The organism is Micromonospora salmantinae (genome assembly GCF_022230905.1).
In the GTDB taxonomy this organism is placed as follows: Bacteria; Actinomycetota; Actinomycetes; order Mycobacteriales; family Micromonosporaceae; genus Micromonospora; species Micromonospora salmantinae.
The window spans coordinates 222992-241152 of the sequence record NZ_JAKKFG010000012.1 but is presented as its reverse complement, the minus strand read 5'-3'; the positions used below and the strand labels follow the sequence as shown (position 1 = coordinate 241152).

Genomic DNA, 18161 nt, shown 5'->3' with positions numbered 1-18161 from the left:
CGCGAGGATTGGGTAGAGACACTGACCAGACCGGGAGGGCGACGTGGGCGAGGAAAAAGGCGGCAAGTACGTCGAGCCGGGCGGCGAGTTCACCCGCGACCAGCGGTACATCGCCACCCGGATCACTGAGGACGGGCGCGACGGTTATCCGGTCGAGCCGGGCCGGTACCGGCTGGCGGTCAGCCGCGCCTGCCCGTGGGCCAACCGCCTGATCATCGTGCGGCGGTTGCTCGGTCTGGAGGACGCCATCTCGATGGCGGTGGCCGGCCCGACCCACGACGCCCGGAGCTGGACCTTCGACCTCGACCCGGACGGCCGGGACCCGGTGCTCGGCATCGAGCGCATCCAGGAGGCGTACTTCAAGCGCTTCCCCGGCTACGAGCGCGGCATCACCGTGCCGGCGATCGTGGACGTGCCGACCGGGCAGGTGGTGACCAACGACTACGCGCAGATGAGCCTTGACCTGTCCACGCAGTGGAGGGCGTACCACCGCGAGGGCGCCCCGCGGCTCTACCCCGAGCACCTGCGGGAGCAGATCGACGAGGTCAACGCCATGGTGTTCCGGGACGTGAACAACGGCGTCTACCGGTGCGGGTTCGCTGGCAACCAGGAGGCGTACGACAAGGCGTACCACCAGCTCTTCGACCGGCTGGACTGGCTCACCGAGCGGTTGACCGACCAGCGCTACCTGGTCGGCGACACCATCACCGAGGCCGACGTGCGACTGTTCACCACGCTGGTCCGCTTCGATCCGGTCTACCACGGCCACTTCAAGTGCAACCGGCAGAAGCTGAGCGAGATGCCGGTGCTGTGGGCGTACGCCCGGGACCTGTTCCAGACTCCCGGTTTCGGCGACACCATCGACTTCGACCACATCAAGCGGCACTACTACGAGGTGCACCGCGACATCAACCCGACCGGGATCGTGCCGCTCGGCCCGGACCTGTCCAACTGGCTCACCCCACCCAGCAGGGAGGCGCTCGGTGGCCGCCCCTTCGGCGACGGCACCCCGCCCCCACCCCCCACCGAGCCGGTGGACCCGGAACACACCCCGCTGCGCTGACCGGGGCACCCACCGCCCCCCTACGCGCGTCGATCTTGCACTTTCTGACGCCGAAATGCCCTACTCGGCCACTTTCGCCGGGACAGGAAGTGCAAGATCGGCGCGGGAGTTCGGGGGGGTCTACAGGGCTATGCGGACTGCTGCGGTGAGGACCAGTTGGGCCAGGGATGCGGGTACGAGGACCAGCCAGCAGAGGCGCTGGAGTTGGTCCTCGCGTAGCCGGGGGTAGGAAACCCGAAGCCAGATGATCACGAAGGAGACCGCGAAGATCTTGAGCAGCGTCCAGAGCCAGCCCAACTGGTCGTCGGCGAACGGGCCCTGCCAACCACCCAGGAACAGCACAGTGGTCAGCGCGGCGATCACCACGATGCCGACGTACTCGGCGAGCAGGAAGAACGCGAACCGCAGACCGGTGTACTCGGTCATGTAGCCGAAGACCAGCTCCGAGTCGGCCACCGGCATGTCGAACGGTGGCCGACGGATCTCGGCCAGCCCGGCGACGAAAAAGATGATCATCGCGGGTGCCTGCCAGAGCAGCCACCACGGCTGCCACGCCTCGACGATGCCCGACAGGCTGAGCGTGCCGGCCGCCATCGCCACCGACGCGGCGGCCAGCACCAGCGGCAGCTCGTAACCGAGCAACTGGGCCGCCCCGCGCAACCCGCCCAGCAGGCTGTACTTGTTGGCCGACGCCCACGCCGACATCAGCACCGCCACCACCCCGACGCCGACCACGGCCAGCACGAAGAAGAGGCCGATGTCCAACGGTTGCCCGACCAGGTCGTTCGGACCGAGCGGAATGACCAGCAGCACCAGCAGGTAGGGCACCAGGGCCACCGCCGGCGCCAACCGGAACACCGCCCGGTCCGCCTCGCGCGGGGTGATGTCCTCCTTCTGCACGAACTTCACCCCGTCGGCCACGAGTTGCGCCCAGCCGTGGAAGCCGCCCGCGTACATCGGGCCGAGCCGACCCTGCATGTGCGCCATCACCTTGTGCTCGGCCTGGCCGACAAGCAACGGCAGGGTGAGGAACGCGACCACCACGCCGCCGATCCGGAGCACCAACTCCACCCAGAGCGGCATCAGGCCGTACCCCCGTCGTGATCGCTCCGGCCATCGCCGGGCTTGTCAGGTGCGGCCGTGCCGGGCGCGGGCTGGTCGGCCGAGCCTGCGCCGGGCGCGGGCTCGGCGGCCGGAGCCGGGCCGTCTGTGGCGTCGGCCGGTCGGGGAGTACGCGCCGGACGGGCCCCCGGGGCGGGCCGCGCCGGACGCTCACCGGCCGGCCTGGCCGGGGTGCCGCCACGCGGGCCCTCCCCCACCCCACCGGCGCCGGCCGGTGTGGGCGTGGGCCCCCACTCGCCCGGAGCGGGAACGCCCGGCGGGCGGATCGGTCGACGCCCGCCGCCGGCCTCGGACTCGCCCGGCTCCTTCGCACCCGGCCAGGGCTTCGCCACCCGGGAAGCCAACACGAACTCCTTACGCAGCGGGTGACCCTCGAACTCCGGCGGCAGCAGCAGCGGCAGCAGTTCCCCATGCCCGGCGAAGTCGATGCCGAACATCTCGTGCGTCTCCCGCTCGTGCCAGGCGGCACCGGGGTAGACGTCGACCACCGAGGTGACAGTGGGCGCACCGCGCGGCAACCGGGTACGCAGCAGCACGCCGTGGCGCAGTCGCGTCGACCAGAGGTGCGCCACCACGTCGAAGCCCTCGGCCAACTCGTCGACGGCGGAGAGCCAGTCGAAGAAGTCGCAGGCCAACTCGGCGTCGTCACGGGCGGCGGAAACCGCTGTCAGCCAACTCTCGGGCGGCACATCGACTGTGGCCCGGGCGAACCTTTGCCCGCCGGAGACCGACGGGGTCGCCTCAACCGGCGCGAGCAGCGCGACCAGCCGAGCGCCGACCTCTTCGGGAGTCATGCCGCTGATCCTAGTGCCGGCCGAGCCCGCGCCTGGCCGCCGCCGATGCCCAGCGATCTGCCGGCTTTGGGCGCGGCGCACGCCTCGGCGGGGAAAGATGGGGGCGTGCGCGCTGTGACAGTGAGACCAGGGGTCGCCAATTCGCTGAACCTCGTCGAGGATCAGCCGGAGCCGGCTGCCGAGGAGGGCTCTGTCCTGGTCGAGGCGCTGGCGGTGGGGATCTGCGGCACCGACCACGAGATCATCGCCGGGGAGTACGGCGAGGCGCCGCCGGGTGCCGACCGCCTGGTCATCGGGCACGAGTCACTGGGCCGGGTCATCGAGGACCCCAGCGGCACCCTGCAACCTGGTGACCTGGTGGCCGGGATCGTCAGGCATCCCGACCCGGTGCCCTGCCCGAACTGCGCGGTCGGCGAGTGGGACATGTGCCGCAACGGCCAGTACACCGAACACGGCATCAAGGGACTGGCCGGGTTCGCCCGCGACCGCTGGCGGGTCGAGCCGCGGTTCGCTGTCGCGCTCGACCCGACACTGGCCCAGGTGGGAGTGCTGCTGGAGCCGACAAGTGTGGTGGCGAAGGCCTGGGACCACATCGAGCGGATCGGGCACCGGGCCGAATGGCAGCCGCAGACCGTGCTGGTGACCGGGGCGGGGCCGATCGGTCTGCTGGCCGCGTTGCTCGGCACCCAGCGAGGGCTCACCGTCCACGTGCTGGACCGGAACACCGAGGGGCCGAAGCCGGAACTGGTCGCCGGGCTCGGCGCCACCTACCACACGGTGCCGGTCAACGACCTGCCCTTCGAGCCGGACGTGGTGATCGAGTGCACCGGCGCTCCCACAGTGGTCCTCGACGTCATGTGCAAGGCGGCCCCGACCGGGATCGTCTGCCTGGCCGGGGTGTCCAGCGGTGGTCGGAGCATCGACTTCGACGCCGGGGCGCTCAACCGGGCGTTGGTGCTGGAGAACAACGTGGTGTTCGGCTCGGTGAACGCCAACCGGCGACACTGGACCATGGCCGCGCAGGCGCTCGCCCGCGCCGACCAGGTCTGGCTCGAGTCGCTGATCACCCGACGGGTGCCGGCGAACCGGTACGCCGACGCGTACACCCCCGGGCCGGACGACATCAAGGTGGTGCTGGAGTTCGCGTCCTGAGCGACGCCGCGCCCGATCAGATGCCCGGCAGCCGACCGTTGCGGAACAGGTCGACGAAGAGCTGATGGTCCTGGCGGGCGCGCACCCCGTACGCGTGCGCGAAGTCCACCAGGTGGGCGACGAAACCCGGCTCGTCGGCGTCCACCGCCGCGACGATCGCCTCCTCGGTGGAGTAGTCCACCAGGTCGTGACTGGATTCGTCGTCGGCGACCGAGTGCATCCGGGCCACCGCCCGGCCGAGGTCGACGAGAACCCCGGTCAGCTCCTCCGGCTCGTTCACGTCCGACCAGTCCAGATCGGCGGCGTACGGGGAGACCTCGGCGACCAGCTGACCGGTCCCGTTCAGCTCGGTGAAGCCCAGCCACGGGTCGGCGTGCGCCTGCAACGCCCGCTGCGACTCGGCGGTCCGGTGACCCTGGTGCTGGAAGTAGCCGCGGACCGACTCGTCGGTGACGTACCGCGCCACGGCCGGCACCTGCGCCTGCTTCATGTAGATGACGACGTCGTTCTCCAGCGCCTGGGTGTGCCCCTCCAGCAGCAGGTTGTACGACGGCAGCCCGGCCGAGCCGATGCCCACCCCCTTGCGCAGCACCACGTCCTTGATCCGCGCCGCCACCGGGCGCAGCTGCGTCGAGGCGGTTGGCAGGGTGCCCAGGTAGTCCTGGAAGGCGGCGCTGACCAGGTCCCGGGTGGCGGCGTCGATCTCGAATACCCCGTCGCCGATGGAGAAGCGTCGCTCGTAGTTGTCGATGGTGGTCTGCGCGGCGAGCAGGTCCACGCGGGTGTTGAGCCGGGCCCGTTGGAGCACCCGGCGCAGCACCCCGTCGGCGTTGTCCAGGGTGATCGAACCGATCGCGTCGTCGCCACCGGCGGCGATGGCCCGCAGCTCGGTCAGGTACGACCGGGCGAAGCCGGCCACCAGTTCCCCGATCGCCGTGTCGGAGAGCGCCTTGCCGTAGCCGAGCAGCGCCACGCTGGCCGCGAGCCGGCGCAGGTCCCAGGTGAACGGCCCGACGTACGCCTCGTCGAAGTCGTTGACGTTGAACACGAGCTGCCCGGAGGCGTTCATGTAGGTGCCGAAGTTCTCCGCGTGCAGGTCACCGTGGATCCACACCCGGCTGGTCTGCTCGTCGGAGAACCGGTCGTCGGCGAAGTCGCCGAGCTGGTCGGCGTAGAACAGCGCGGCGCTGCCCCGGTAGAAGGCGAACGGCGACGCCGCCATCTTGCGGAACTTGCGGCGGAAGGCGGCCGGGTCGATCGCCATCGACGCGCCGAACTCCTCGGTGAGCACGTCGACGATGTGGGTGGACCGCTGGTCCGCTGAGCTGGTCATAGTGCGCAGGCTAGTGCGGCGGGTCCACAACAGGGTGGCGAGCGCGCCGTCGTGGGTGGTGACTCACGCCGTCAGCCGGCGGTGGGTGGGCGTACCGGTGGAGCGGTGAGCGAGTCGACCGAGCGTGGCGGGGCGGCCTCACGCGGCGGGGCGTCCAGCGGTGCGGCCAGCACGTCCCGTTGCGGCACACCCCCGATGCCGGACTGTTCGGCGGCGATCTTCTCCTGCAGGCGCAGGATGCCGTGCAGCAGCGCCTCCGGCCGGGGCGGGCAGCCGGGCACGTACACGTCGACCGGGATGAGCTGGTCGACGCCCTTGGTCACCGAGTACGAATCCCAGTAGGGGCCGCCACAGTTGGAGCAGGCGCCGAACGAGATGACGTACTTCGGCTCGGGCATCTGGTCGTACAGCCGCTTGATCGCCGGGGCCATCTTGTCGGTCACCGTGCCGGAGACCACCATCAGGTCGGCCTGGCGGGGGCCGTGGGCGAACGGGATCACGCCGAGTCGGATGAAGTCGTGCCGACCCATGCTGGTGGCGATGAACTCGATGGCGCAGCAGGCCAGACCGAAGTTGAACACCCAGAGCGAGTAGCGACGGCCCCAGTTCAGCACGAACCGGATCGGCTCGCCGAGCACTGCCGGTAGCTGCACGACCGCCCCCTCTCCTCACCGACAGTGAATCACAGACGGCGTCCGCGCGGTCCGGCGGTGATCGGCCCGAGGGGCCCACCAACTGTCCCGGAGCCGACAAGGATCGGCAGCGATCGACGCGCAACCTACTGGCGCGCTCGCTTGTGTGACCGGTGCTGGCGAACACACCGCCCGCAGCCGCCACGGGGAGGACGAGTGCTTGTGACACGAGATGTGCGGGTGGGCGGACGCCCGCCGGACCTGCCGGGAGGCGCAACCTCCAAACCGGCGGAGCTGGTCTTCGACGACTTCTACCACGCCCACTTCCGGGGGCTGGTGGTGCAGTTGACCGCGTACACGGGTGACCGTGGGCAGGCGCAGGAACTGGTTCAGGAGGCGTTCTGTCGGGCGTACGCCCGCTGGGACCAGCTCGTCGGTTACGAGGACCCTCTGGCCTGGGTCCGTAGGGTCGCCTGGAACCTGGGCCACAACCGCTGGCGACGGCTGCGTACCGCCCAGCTGTGGCTGCTGCGGCAACGGGAGACACACGTCGCCGAGCCGAACCCGGACCGGGTCGCTGTCGACGCCGCCCTGGCGAAGCTGCCGCCGAAGCAGCGGCGGGCCGTCGTGCTGCACTACCTCGCCGACCTGACGGTCGCCGAGATCGCCGCCCAGGAACAGGTCGCCGAAGGGACTGTCAAGTCCTGGCTGCACCGGGGCCGGGCCGCTCTCGCCACACTTCTACGCGACACCAACGAGGAGGTGCGGGATGTCTGAGCAGGAGATTCTTGACCTCGCCGAAGAGTTCGCCCGCTACCGTCGCACCGCGCTGCCGGAGGTCGAGGCACCGGGACCTGCCGCTGTTCGGCGGACGGTACGGGGCCGCAGCCGACGACGGCTGGCTGCCACTGCCACGACGGCGCTCGCCCTGTTCGGCGGGTCGGCCGTCGGATACGCGGCGATGAGCGGCCCTGAGCACCGGCCCGGTCCGGTCGAGCCGACGCCGAGCGTGTCGGTGTCGCCGACGCCACCGTCGACTCCAACCCCCAGCCCCGCCGGGACCAGTGCCAGCCCGACCATCCCCGTGCCGGACGGCCGGTTCAGCCGGGCACAGTTGCTGGGGGTGCCGGTGACCCTGCCGGCATGGCGGGCCGGACGAGGCTGCCCGACGTCGCAAACCCGGCTCACCGCCGACGCCCGGGAGGGCGCGAACTGGCTCTTGGCGCTCGACCACGGCGACATCGACGGGGACGGCGCGGTGGAGACGGTGGCTCTCGTGCAGTGCGTACTCGGCACCCGCGGGCCGATGCAGGTGGTCGCCTTCGACCGCGACAAGGAAGGAAAGGTGACGACGGTCGGCCGGGTGGTCGCGACCACCATCGACAAGCCGCAGTGGCTGTTCGCGCTGGATGTCGTGGGCGACGGCACGGTCCGCGTGCAGGTCGGTGACATCGCTCCCGGGGGCGGTTGGCCCGCCGAGTGGTCACAGCGGCAGTGGCGGGGCTACCGCTGGAAGGGCGACGCCTTCGCGCAGGTCTCCGGTCCGACGACCTTCGGCACCAACAAGCACGATGTCAACCTGGTCGTCACCTCAACTGATCTGACGCTGACCACGGCAACGGACGGCTCCCGGACCGGCACGATGACCGTACGCATCCGCAACGGAGCCACGGGTCCGGCCGCCCATGTGGCGCTGCGGCTCGGCCTGCCGGCGGCGATCCGCCCGGACGGCGGCGGCTGGGCGGCCTGCCGCAACGACCCGGGAACGACCAGAGAGCCGGTCACCTGTGACCTGAACCGGCTCGAAGGGGGCAAGGAACTCCGGCTCACGCTGGGCTTCCGGGTGGCGGCGGGTGCCACAGTCGGATCCGGAAAGGCCGAGGTGGACGCCCGGCCGATGGACTCAGCCTTCGACTTCGTCGAGGAGGTCTACGGCACCGACAACACTGTCGTGATCACGTACCGCTGACCGGTCGGATCCCGCCTCGCCACTCAGTCCCCCACACGACAGTCGAACCACGGTGTCGGGCTGCAACCCCGAGGCCCGTTCGGGACTTCTAACGGGGTACGGCACGCCGAGCAGGAGCGCCGACAACGGGGAGCACGGGAACGACCCCGATCAGCGAGTGGTACGACCGCCTCGGGTACGGGCCCGACGGTGAACGGGGAGGGGCAGTGACAGTGATGACGGGAGCCCGTGCCAACGAGCCACCGGGGGCGATTGCCGCGATGGCCGGGCAGCGCACCACGACGGTGAGCTTCGACGACTTCTACCACGCGCACTTTCGCAACGTGACCAGCCAACTGGGCGCCTACGTGGGCGACCTCTCACAGGCTCAGGACCTCGCGCAGGAGGCGTTCTGCCGGGCCCTGGCCCGGTGGGACCGGCTGGCCCGGTACGACGACCCGGTCGCCTGGGTCCGGCAGGTCGCCTGGAACCTCGCCCGGAGCCGTTGGCGGCGGCTCCGAACCGCGCGCAACCACCTGCTCCGGCAGCGGCGGGCCGAGGCCACGATGGCCGGGCCGACGCCCGATCGGGTGGCGATCGACGCCGCGCTGGCCCGACTGCCCGCCAACCACCGGCGGGCCGTCATCCTGCACTACCTCGCCGACCTGCCGGTCAGTGAGATAGCGAGTCAGGAGGGGGTGGCCGAGGGCACTGTCAAGTCCTGGTTGCACCGCGGCCGGACAGCGCTGGCGGGGCTGCTCGACGAGAGCATCGAGGGGATGGGCAATGTCTGACATCGACCCGCGGCTACGGGAGCGGTTCGCTGCGTACCGTGCCGAGACGATCTCCCAGATCGCCGGTCCGGGACCTGACCAGGCCCGGCGTACCCTTCGTCGGCGTCGGCAGGCGAGGGCTGCGGCGGTGGCCGTGACGGCGATTGTCCTGGCGGTCGCACCGATCGTCGCCAACGCCGCCCTGCGGAACGACGGATCGGTTCCGACGCCGGCGCAGACCGGCGAGCCGACCACACCACCGCCGAGCGCTCCCGCACCGACGCCGTCGACCCCGCTGACGCCCAGCACCACCACGACCACGAGTCCGGCCGCGCCGGACGGCCGGATCAGCCGGGCCCAGTTGCTGGCCGCCCGCGTCGACCTGCCGGCCTGGCCCTCGTACGCGTCGCACTGCGCCACCTCGGACGTTCGGCTGCGGCCTTCGGGACGCGACACGGGTGTGTCGACACTGGCGGACCTGGACCTGGGCTACACCGACCTGGACGGCGATGGCGCGACCGAGACGGTCGCCCTGGTCACCTGCCGGCTCGGCGAGGCCTCGGCGAAACAACTCGTCGCGTTCGACCGCGACCGGCACGGTCGCATCGTGACCATGGCTCGGGTCGTCGGCACCATGGAGGGGCTCGACGACATCACGGACGCCGCCGTCACCGAGGACGGGAAGGTGCGGGCTCAGGTGGCCGACATCCAGCCCTGCTGCTCGACGCCGAGTTACTGGGCGCAGAACCAGTGGCGGACGTACCGCTGGCACGACGGCCGGTTCACCCAGAGCGACGGGCCGAGGTCCTTCGGCAAGGACCCTCGGCTGACCGACCTGGTGCTGACCGGCGGCAACCTCGTACTCGGGCCGGCCGGTGCCGACGGGAAACGTCCGGGCACCCTGAGCCTGAGCCTGACCAACACGGGGCCGGTGGACGTGGCACACGTCGGCTTCGCCGAAATTGGCCAGATCGGGGCGATGAGCACTGCCGACTCGTCGATCTGCGTGCCGTGGCGGGGAGGCGACGACTCGGGGACGACCTGCCGCACAGCCGGCCTGCGGGCCGGGGAGCGCCGGACGTACACGTTCCATCTGCTGGTCGATCCCACGGCGTTGAGACAGCCCAGCGTCCGGGTGGTGCACTACGACGACCAGGACCGGCGCTGGCAGGACCTGACCTTCAAGAACAACTTCGTGGAGGTGCGGGTGGCTCCCTGATCCGGCCGATCGGGCCCGGCTGGCACCGACGGCCGGGCCCGTTGCCGCGCGGTCAGCTGGGCGCCCAGCTGGGGCGTTGCAGCAGGCTGACGAATTCCACGAGCAACCGCTCGCGCAGCGCCGATGGCGCGGCGTCGAGCAGGGTGTTCACCAGCGCCATCCGCTCCGGCAGTGGTCCCGCGTCCGAACCCACTTCGCCGCCCAGGCCCAGCCCGGCGGCCAGGCCGACGATCAGGTCCGGGGTCAGCGCCTCGGGGGTCAGCGCGCCGACCAGGGCTGCCAACTCGGCGGGCAGCCGCACCGGGCCGGCGGCCCTGGCTGCGGCCACCGCGTCGGTCAGGTCCGGCCCGAACTCGGCGACCCGGGGCGCGACCGCGGCGGTCACCGTGAGGTGCACGCTGGCGGGCAGACCGGCGTACGAGAGCTGGGGTTGGGTGTGCCAGCCCCGCGCGGTCAGCTCGTCGACCAGGACGAACAGGTCGGGCCCGCCCTCGGTGGCGGTGAAGCAGACGACTGTCGACTCGGGCTCGGCCATCAGCCGCAAGCCGTCGACGGCGCGGACCGCATCGGCCAGCCCGGTTACCGCGTCCCGGGTGATGGCGGCCAGCCGCAGGTAACCCTCGTCGCCGAGGTGCCGCACTGTGGCGTAAGCGGCGGCGATCGGACCGCCCGAGCGGGTGGACGCGATCACCGGATTGATCATGGTGTAGCCGGGCCAGTCCGCGTACGCGAAGTACTGCGGGGCGCGCAGCGTGGCGTCGCGGTGCAGCAGCACGGACACCCCCTTCGGGGCGTACGCGTACTTGTGCAGGTCGACCGAGATGGAGGTGACCCCGGGCACCGCGAAGTCGAACGGCGGCACCGGCTCCCCGAGCCGACGCAGGTACGGCAGGGTCCAGCCGCCGAAGCAGGCGTCGACGTGGCAGCGCACCCCGGCCTCGGCCGCGGCGGCCGCGATCTGCGTGACCGGGTCCACCACCCCGTGCGCGTAGGACGGCGCGGAGCAGGCGACCAGGACCGTCTCCGGACGGATCGCGGCGGCCATCGCGGCCGGATCGGGACGCAGCGTCTCCGGGGAGACTGGCACGACGTCCAGCGCCACCCGCAGGTAGTGCGCCGCCTTGGCGAATGCCGCGTGGGCGCTCGACGGCACCACGATCCGAGGCGCGGTGATCTCCGGGTGGGCGTCCCGAGCGGTCTTGACGGCGAGGATCAGTGACTCGGTGCCGCCGCTGGTGACGCTGCCGACGACGTCCGGGGCGGTGGTCCCGGGGCCGGCGCCCAGCACCCGGCCGGCGGCGCCGACCAGCGCGTTCTCCATGGCCAGCAGGGACGGGAACGCGGTCGGGTCCAACCCGTTGACGTGCGCGCTCTCCCGGTGGGCGGCGGCGGCCAGCTCGTCCAGCCCGGGCACCGCCGGGTCGTAGACGTACGCGAACAGCCGTCCGCCGTGGGTGGGCGCGTCACTGGCCCGCAGCTCCCGTACCTCCTCCAGAACCCGTTCCGCCGGAACCCCGGTGGCGGAAAGCGCCCCAGCCTCAACCCTGTTCTCGTCGATCATGGAGTTACGGTGCCCTTCTCGTGACGGTCAACGGCTTTCGTCCCCCACCACAACTCCGTGATCGACCAGGTCGCTGTGGGCGGTGAGGGTGTACTGGCGGAGCAGGAGGATCGGAGGGGCGATCAGCAGGGCCGGGATCAGCGTGAAACCGAGGAGGACACCCAGTCTCGCCGTGTCGGACTGGGCCGCCGCCGAGCCGGTGTCGGAGGACACGTAGCCGGAGAGCTGGAGCACCAGCCCGTAGATACCGGGGCCGAGCGCCAGGCCGAAGGTCTCCCCGGCGGTCCACAGCCCGGTGAAGACGCCCGCCTGCCGTCGACCGGTGCGCGCCGTCTCGTGCGCGATGCAGTCCGGCAACATGGCCAGCGCGAAGACCTGCTGCCCGGCGTACCCCACGCCGATCAGCGCGACCACGAGATAGACGGCCACCGCCGGCAACGCCGGTGCGGCGACCAGGGCGAACGCACCGACGGCGAGGATCAGCGAGGCGACGACCAGCGCGGTGCGCTTGCCCAGCCGGGCACCGATCCGGCTCCAGATCGGCATCACCAGCAGCGCCGGCCCGACGAAGCAGACGAAGAGCAGGGTCGGCCCGCTCTCCTCGTCGCGCAGGATCTGCCCGGCGAAGTAGTTGACCCCGGCCAGGATCGTCGCCACCCCGGCGGACTGCACCACGAAGCAGATCAGCAGTGCCCGGAACGGACGGTTGGCGCCGGCCACGGCGAGCTGGGCGCGCAGCGTCGGCTCGCTCTCGCCCATCGTGCCGGTCGGCGCGGACCGGGTGCCCAGGAACGCGCCGAGGGCGCCGAGGGCGATCAGCACCGCCACGAACAGGCCCATCCAGCGGTGCCCGGCCACGCCGTCACCACCGGCGCTCACCACCAGCGGCGCGACCGCGCCGGAGACCAGGATGGCCAGCGCCAGCACCGCGATCCGCCAGGTCATCAACCGGGTGCGCTCGGCGTAGTCGCCGGTCAGCTCCGCCGGCATCGCCACGTACGGCACCTGGAAGAAGGCGAACGCGGTGGCGGTGGCGAGGAACGCGAACGCCACGTACGCCACGGCCGCCGGACCGTTACCGAAGGGCGCGGCGAAGATCGACGCGAACAGGACGGCGAGCGCGAGGCCGGCCACGAGCAGGTACGGCCGGCGGGCGCCCCACCGCGACCGGGTGCGGTCGGAGATCCGCCCGGCGACCGGGTTGACCAGCACGTCCCATGCCTTGGGCAGCAGTACCAGCAGGGCGGCCAGTCCGGCGGCCACGCCCAGGGTGTCGGTCAGGTACGGCAGCAGCAGCAGGCCGGGCACGGTGCCGAACGCTCCGGTCGCCAGGGAACCGAGCGCGTAGCCGGCGTGCACCGATCGGGGCAGCGAGCCGGTGGCTGACGAGCCGGCGCCCGGCGGCGTTTTCATGGGCCCGAATGTTACTCACGTTAGGGCGGCGGTCACATCCCCTCATCAGGCGACCAGCCTGCCGCCGCGATGTCCACACCCTCGCCGCGCAGCGGCACACCCTCGGCCCGCAGTCGGGCCCGCGCCTCCCGTTCGTGCCCCGGCGGCAGTCGACCACTCGCGGTCACCACCCGATGCCAGGGCACCGAGCCTCCGTGCCGGGCCATGATGTTGCCGACCAACCGGGCCGAGGCACGGCCCGAGCGCTCGGACAGCGCGTCGGCCACCCCGCCGTACGACATGACCCGGCCCTCCGGGATCCGCTCGACCAGGTCGAGCACCGCCTCGACGTACTCGTCTGGAGTCACAATCCGCCACCATATGGGAACGCCGCCGGGCGGTGCGGCCGTGACCACGCAGAATGGTCGGGTGCGCGACGCAGTCACGACGGCCCGGCGGGTCGTCGTCAAGATCGGATCCTCCTCGTTGACCACCGCCACCGGCGGGTTGGCCGACGAGCGCGTCGACACGCTGGTCGACACCCTCGGTCGGCTCACCGCCGAAGGGCGCGAGGTGGTGCTGGTCTCCTCCGGCGCCATCGCCGCCGGGCTCGCCCCGCTCGGGCTGTCCCGACGCCCGCGCGACCTGGCCACCCAGCAGGCCGCCGCCAGCGTCGGGCAGGGGCTGCTGATCGGCCGGTACGCGGCCAGCTTCGCCCGGCACGGCCGCACCGTCGGGCAGGTGCTGCTCACCGTCGACGACGTGACCCGGCGAGCGCACTACCGCAACGCGTACCGGACGCTGCGCAAGCTGCTCGACCTGCGGGCGGTGCCGATCGTCAACGAGAACGACACGGTGGCCACCCAGGAGATCCGGTTCGGCGACAACGATCGGCTGGCCGCCCTGGTGGCCGCGCTGGTGCACGCCGACCTGCTGGTGCTCCTCTCCGACGTGGACGCGCTCTGGACCGGTGACCCCACCAACCCGCGCTCGACCAGGATCGCCGAGGTACGCGACGACGCGGACCTCTCCGGCATCACCATCGGCGGGGCCGGCCGGTCCGGCGTCGGCACCGGTGGCATGGTGACCAAGGTCGAGGCCGCGCGGATCGCCACCGGCTTCGGCATCCCGGTGGTGCTCACCGCCGCCGACCTGGCCACGCCGGCACTGGCCGGCGAACCGGTCGGCACGCTCTTCCACCCGCAGCGGCGACGGCCGACGGCCCGGCTGTTCTGGCTGGCCCACGCCACCTCACCCCGGGGGCGGCTGCACCTCGACCCGGGCGCGGTCGCCGCCGTCGTCGGGCGGCGCAAGTCGCTGCTCCCGGCCGGCATCACCGCCGTGGACGGCACGTTCACGGCGGGCGACCCGGTGGACCTGGTGGACACCGCCGGCGCATCGGTCGCCCGCGGGCTGGTCAACTACGACGCGGTGGAGCTACCGGGGCTGCTCGGCCGCTCCACGTCCGAACTCGCCGCGGCGCTCGGCCCGGCGTACGAACGAGAGGTCGTCCACCGCGACGACCTGGTGCTGCTGTGACCCGAGGACCTTCCCACCCCATCTGAGGAGCGTTGGCATGAGCGAGCGTCAGCGAGCGAATCATCGATTCAGGGCTCTGGTGCCTCAGGTCGACACGGAGCGAAGCGGAGTGCTGGCATGAGCGTGGTTGAGCAGGCGCGACGGGCGAGGGACGCCGCCGCTGAGTTGGCAGTGGCCACGCGTACGGTCAAGGACGTCGCGCTGGTGGCGATGGCCGACGCGCTGGTGGCGCGTACCCCGGAGATCCTGACCGCGAACGAGACGGACCTGGCGGCTGGCCGTGAGGCCGGGCTGAGCGCGGCCGTGCTGGACCGGCTCGCGCTCGACGGGGGTCGGGTGGCCGGCATCGCCGACGCGCTGCGTGAGATGGCCGCGTTGCCCGACCCGGTCGGCGAGGTGGTCCGCGGGTCCACCCTGCCCAACGGCCTGGAGCTGCGCCAGATCCGGGTGCCGTTCGGGGTGGTCGGCATCATCTACGAGGCGCGGCCCAACGTGACGGTGGACGCCGCCGGGATCTGCCTCAAGTCCGGCAACGCGGCGCTGCTGCGCGGGTCGTCGTCGGCCGCACACTCGAACGCCGCGCTGGTCGCGGTGCTGCGCGACGCGGTCGCCGGGGCCGGTCTGCCCGCCGACGCGGTGCAGTTGCTCGACGCCAGCTCCCGTGACTCGGTCAAGGAGCTGATGCGCGCCCGAGGTCTCGTCGACGTGCTCATTCCGCGCGGTGGCGCATCGCTGATCCGCACCGTGGTCGAGGAGTCGACAGTGCCGGTGATCGAGACCGGGGTGGGCAACTGCCACGTCTACGTCGACGCCGCCGCCGACCTGGCGAAGGCCGTCGCGGTGACGCTGAACGCCAAGACGCAACGCCTGTCCACCTGCAACACCGCCGAGTCGCTGCTGGTGCACGCGGGCATCGCCGACGCGTTCCTGCCGCCGGTGCTGGCCGCGTTCGCCGAGGCGGGGGTGACAGTGCACGGCTCACCCGAGGTGGCCGCCCACTCCGCCGCCGTGGTTCCGGCGACCGAGGAGGACTACGCGACCGAGTACCTGTCCGCCGACATCTCGGTGGCGGTGGTGGACTCACTGGACGCGGCGGTCGCGCACATCCGCCGCTTCGGCACCGGGCACACCGAGGCGATCATCACCGACTCGGCCAGCGCGGCCCGCGACTTCGTGGCGAGGGTGGACGCGGCGGCGGTGATGGTGAACGCTTCGACCCGGTTCACCGACGGGGGCGAGTTCGGCTTCGGTGCGGAGATCGGCATTTCCACCCAGAAGCTGCACGCTCGCGGTCCGATGGGCCTGCCCGAGCTGACCAGCACCAAGTACGTCGTCACCGGCGACGGACACGTGCGCTAGCGACGGGGCGGCTCAGCCGGGCGGGGTGGGCCGGGCCGCCCGGATCGCGGCCAGCGTGGCGTGCACGTCGAACTGGTGGCCGTCGTCGCTCTCCCAGCCGCCGTCGCTGCGCTGGGTCTCGGTCAGCCGGCGCAGCGCCCGCACCATGATCCAGTCCTGGGGGTCGACGCCGGCGCGGCGCAACGTGGCCGCAAGCCACGCCACGTCCCCGGGGGTCATCTTCGGCATCCGCTCGGCGAGCGCCACCTGGATCCGGGCGGACTCCTGGAACATCTCCTGCCGGTGCAGCACGGCCGCGCTCAGCCAGCCGGCGGCGAGGTACGACGGCCAGCTACCGTCCGGGCGCAGCCGCGCGGCGAGCGAGTGGGCCGCCGCCTGCACCACCCCGGCGTACGCCCCACCGACCCGATGGTCGAGCGGACCCGAGGCCCGGGCGTCCAGGCCAGCGACGGTGAGCCAGAAACCGGCGTTGGCCGACACGAGGAACCCGGCCTCCGGGTCGCCGGGACGGGCCCACTCCGGTGCCGAGTCGGCCAGCGACGCGTCCTCTTCCCAACCGCCGTCGGCCTGTTGCCGGGACGCCAGCCAGTCCAGGGCGCGGCGGGCGGCGGGACGGCCGAGCGCGCCCAGGTCGTCCAGCTCGACGAGCCGGAAGCAGGTGGCGTCGATCGAGGCGACCTCGCCGCCCCAGGTGGCCGGCCAGCCGCCGTCCGGTGACTGGCCGACCTCGGCCGTCTCCAGCAACTCGGCGGGCACGGCCGTGCCGTTGCGGAGCCAGGAGAGGCGGGCGCGTTCCACCGCATCCCCATGCGCCACGACGAACCCGATCGCGGCTTCCAAGTCGACCACGGCGGAGACGCTACCTGCGCAGACGCGATGCCGCCTCGGAGAATCGGCCAGCTCGGAATGGCTGCGTCGCTCTGGCCGGACGGCCGCTCGGCGTCATCTGCGTCGATTTGCCGGGGCAGCCGCGTGGGCCACCCCGGCGCGGCGGCGTGGCCGCGCCAGGGCCGCCCCGGCTCGACCGGTCAGTACGCGGGCAGCGACGGGTCGATCTGCTTGATCCAGGAGAGCACGCCGCCCTGCACGTGCACGGCATCCTTGAATCCGGCCGCCTTGAGCGCGGCGAGCGCCTCCGCCGAGCGGACGCCGGACTTGCAGTGCAGCACGATCTGCCGGTCCTGTGGCAGCTTCGCGAGGGCCTCACCGGAGATGATGTCGCCCTTGGGGATCAGGGTGGCGCCGGGGATCTGGACGATCTCGTACTCGGCCGGCTCGCGTACGTCGACGAGGAAGATGTCCTTGCCGGCGTCCTGCCACTCCTTGAGCTCCAGGGCGGTGATGGTCGAGTCGAGCGTCGCCTCCTGGGCCTCCTCGGAGACCGCGCCGCAGAAGTCCTCGTAGTCTTCCAGCAGGTCGGTGACCGTCGGGTTGTCGCCGCAGAGCGCGCAGTTCGGGTCCTTACGGACCTTGATCTTGCGGTATTCCATCTCCAGGGCGTCGTAGACCATCAGACGGCCGACCAGCGGCTCACCGATGCCGGTGAGCAGCTTGATCGCCTCGTTCACCTGGATCGAACCGATCGACGCGCAGAGCACGCCGAGCACGCCACCCTCGGCGCAGGAGGGGACCATGCCGGGCGGCGGCGGCTCCGGGTAGAGGCACCGGTAGCAGGGGCCGTGCTCGGCCCAGAACACCGACGCCTGACCGTCGAAGCGGTAGATCGACCCCCAGACGTACGGCTTACCCAGCAGCACCGCCGCGTCGTTGACCATGTAGCGGGTGGCGAAGTTGTCGGTGCCGTCGACGATCAGGTCGTACTGGGCGAAGATCTCGCGGACGTTCTCCCGGTCCAGCGCGGTGTTGTGGATCTCCACGTTGACCAGGGGGTTGATCTCGCGGATCGACGCGGCGGCGGACTCGGCCTTGGACCGGCCGATGTCGGACACGCCGTGGATGATCTGGCGCTGGAGGTTCGACTCGTCGACGGTGTCGAAGTCGATGATGCCGAGCGTGCCGACCCCGGCCGCGGCGAGGTACATCAGGGCGGGCGACCCGAGGCCACCGGCGCCGACACAGAGCACCCGGGCGTTCTTCAGCCGCTTCTGGCCGGTCACCCCGACGTCCGGAATGATCAGGTGACGTGAGTAGCGGCGGATCTCGTCTACGGTCAGCTCGGCGGCGGGCTCGACGAGCGGGGGCAACGACACGGTGGACTCCCCGGGATCGGCGGTGTGAACCGCGCCATTGTTGCTCGCGGGAAGCCCTCTCGGC

16 protein-coding genes and 1 pseudogene are annotated in these 18161 nt (G+C 71.7%); 8 read left to right on the top strand and 9 right to left on the bottom strand.

Annotation, left to right across the window (positions count from 1 at the left end; all coding sequences use genetic code 11):
- The first annotated feature begins 43 nt into the window (after positions 1-43).
- A complete protein-coding gene (locus PSH03_RS11640) occupies positions 44-1063 on the top strand; it encodes a glutathione S-transferase family protein (RefSeq protein WP_238689117.1) in 1020 nt (339 codons plus the stop codon).
- A 120-nt stretch (positions 1064-1183) separates the two neighbouring features.
- Here the strand turns inward: PSH03_RS11640 and PSH03_RS11635 are convergent, their stop codons facing one another.
- The gene (locus PSH03_RS11635; RefSeq protein WP_030329816.1) at positions 1184-2146 is read right to left on the bottom strand and encodes a complex I subunit 1/NuoH family protein; all 963 of its coding nucleotides are present in this window, start codon (positions 2144-2146) and stop codon (positions 1184-1186) included.
- Positions 2147-2382: 236 nt separating this feature from the next.
- A pseudogene (locus tag PSH03_RS11630) lies at positions 2383-2979 on the bottom strand (NADH-quinone oxidoreductase subunit C); the annotation flags it as partial.
- A gap of 105 nt (positions 2980-3084) precedes the next feature.
- Here PSH03_RS11630 and PSH03_RS11625 point away from each other — a divergent pair.
- The gene (locus PSH03_RS11625; RefSeq protein WP_210786539.1) at positions 3085-4131 is read left to right on the top strand and encodes a glucose 1-dehydrogenase; all 1047 of its coding nucleotides are present in this window, start codon (positions 3085-3087) and stop codon (positions 4129-4131) included.
- Positions 4132-4147: 16 nt separating this feature from the next.
- Here the strand turns inward: PSH03_RS11625 and PSH03_RS11620 are convergent, their stop codons facing one another.
- Both PSH03_RS11620 and PSH03_RS11615 read right to left on the bottom strand, forming a co-directional pair.
- Complete coding sequence (locus tag PSH03_RS11620; RefSeq protein ID WP_238689115.1) at positions 4148-5464, bottom strand: DUF2252 domain-containing protein; 1317 nt, start codon at positions 5462-5464, stop codon at positions 4148-4150.
- 71 nt (positions 5465-5535) lie between these two features.
- A complete protein-coding gene (locus PSH03_RS11615) occupies positions 5536-6117 on the bottom strand; it encodes an NADH-quinone oxidoreductase subunit B (protein WP_210786543.1) in 582 nt (193 codons plus the stop codon).
- Between the two features lie 195 nt (positions 6118-6312).
- Here PSH03_RS11615 and PSH03_RS11610 point away from each other — a divergent pair, with 195 nt between their 5' ends.
- The 4 genes from PSH03_RS11610 (at position 6313) to PSH03_RS11595 (ending at position 10036) form a co-directional block, all read left to right on the top strand.
- Positions 6313-6873: an RNA polymerase sigma factor gene (locus PSH03_RS11610; protein ID WP_210786545.1), complete on the top strand. Its 561-nt coding sequence runs from the start codon at positions 6313-6315 to the stop codon at positions 6871-6873.
- Positions 6866-8065 carry a hypothetical protein gene (locus PSH03_RS11605; protein WP_238689114.1) on the top strand — a complete coding sequence of 400 codons (1200 nt, stop codon included), beginning with the start codon at positions 6866-6868 and terminating at the stop codon, positions 8063-8065. The genes PSH03_RS11610 and PSH03_RS11605 overlap by 8 nt, the downstream gene beginning before the upstream one ends.
- A gap of 215 nt (positions 8066-8280) precedes the next feature.
- Entirely contained in the window at positions 8281-8838 is a 558-nt protein-coding gene (locus PSH03_RS11600) for a SigE family RNA polymerase sigma factor (RefSeq protein WP_372494740.1), read from the top strand.
- A complete protein-coding gene (locus PSH03_RS11595) occupies positions 8831-10036 on the top strand; it encodes a hypothetical protein (RefSeq protein ID WP_238689113.1) in 1206 nt (401 codons plus the stop codon). Before PSH03_RS11600 ends, PSH03_RS11595 begins: the two co-directional genes overlap by 8 nt.
- A gap of 52 nt (positions 10037-10088) precedes the next feature.
- Here PSH03_RS11595 and PSH03_RS11590 read toward each other — a convergent pair whose 3' ends face one another.
- From PSH03_RS11590 to PSH03_RS11580, 3 genes are read right to left on the bottom strand one after another with little or no spacing between them, the layout of a single operon-like run.
- The gene (locus PSH03_RS11590) at positions 10089-11597 is read right to left on the bottom strand and encodes a pyridoxal phosphate-dependent decarboxylase family protein (protein WP_238689112.1); all 1509 of its coding nucleotides are present in this window, start codon (positions 11595-11597) and stop codon (positions 10089-10091) included.
- A 27-nt stretch (positions 11598-11624) separates the two neighbouring features.
- Complete coding sequence (locus PSH03_RS11585; protein WP_238689111.1) at positions 11625-13010, bottom strand: MFS transporter; 1386 nt, start codon at positions 13008-13010, stop codon at positions 11625-11627.
- Between the two features lie 32 nt (positions 13011-13042).
- The gene (locus tag PSH03_RS11580; protein WP_196919863.1) at positions 13043-13357 is read right to left on the bottom strand and encodes an MGMT family protein; all 315 of its coding nucleotides are present in this window, start codon (positions 13355-13357) and stop codon (positions 13043-13045) included.
- A 13-nt stretch (positions 13358-13370) separates the two neighbouring features.
- Between PSH03_RS11580 and proB the strand changes: the two genes are divergently transcribed.
- Together proB and PSH03_RS11570 are read left to right on the top strand one after the other, a co-directional pair.
- A complete protein-coding gene (gene proB, locus PSH03_RS11575) occupies positions 13371-14528 on the top strand; it encodes a glutamate 5-kinase (protein ID WP_210786555.1) in 1158 nt (385 codons plus the stop codon).
- 117 nt (positions 14529-14645) lie between these two features.
- Entirely contained in the window at positions 14646-15887 is a 1242-nt protein-coding gene (locus PSH03_RS11570) for a glutamate-5-semialdehyde dehydrogenase (RefSeq protein ID WP_210786558.1), read from the top strand.
- Positions 15888-15899: 12 nt separating this feature from the next.
- On the opposite strand, the gene PSH03_RS11565 is transcribed toward PSH03_RS11570, so the two are convergent.
- Together PSH03_RS11565 and moeZ are read right to left on the bottom strand one after the other, a co-directional pair.
- Positions 15900-16736 (bottom strand): prenyltransferase/squalene oxidase repeat-containing protein, encoded by an 837-nt coding sequence (locus PSH03_RS11565; RefSeq protein ID WP_238689110.1) that lies wholly within the window; start codon positions 16734-16736, stop codon positions 15900-15902.
- 179 nt (positions 16737-16915) lie between these two features.
- On the bottom strand, positions 16916-18097 hold the full coding sequence (gene moeZ, locus PSH03_RS11560) for an adenylyltransferase/sulfurtransferase MoeZ (RefSeq protein WP_196919866.1): 1182 nt from the start codon (positions 18095-18097) through the stop codon (positions 16916-16918).
- Between the last annotated feature and the right edge of the window lie 64 nt (positions 18098-18161).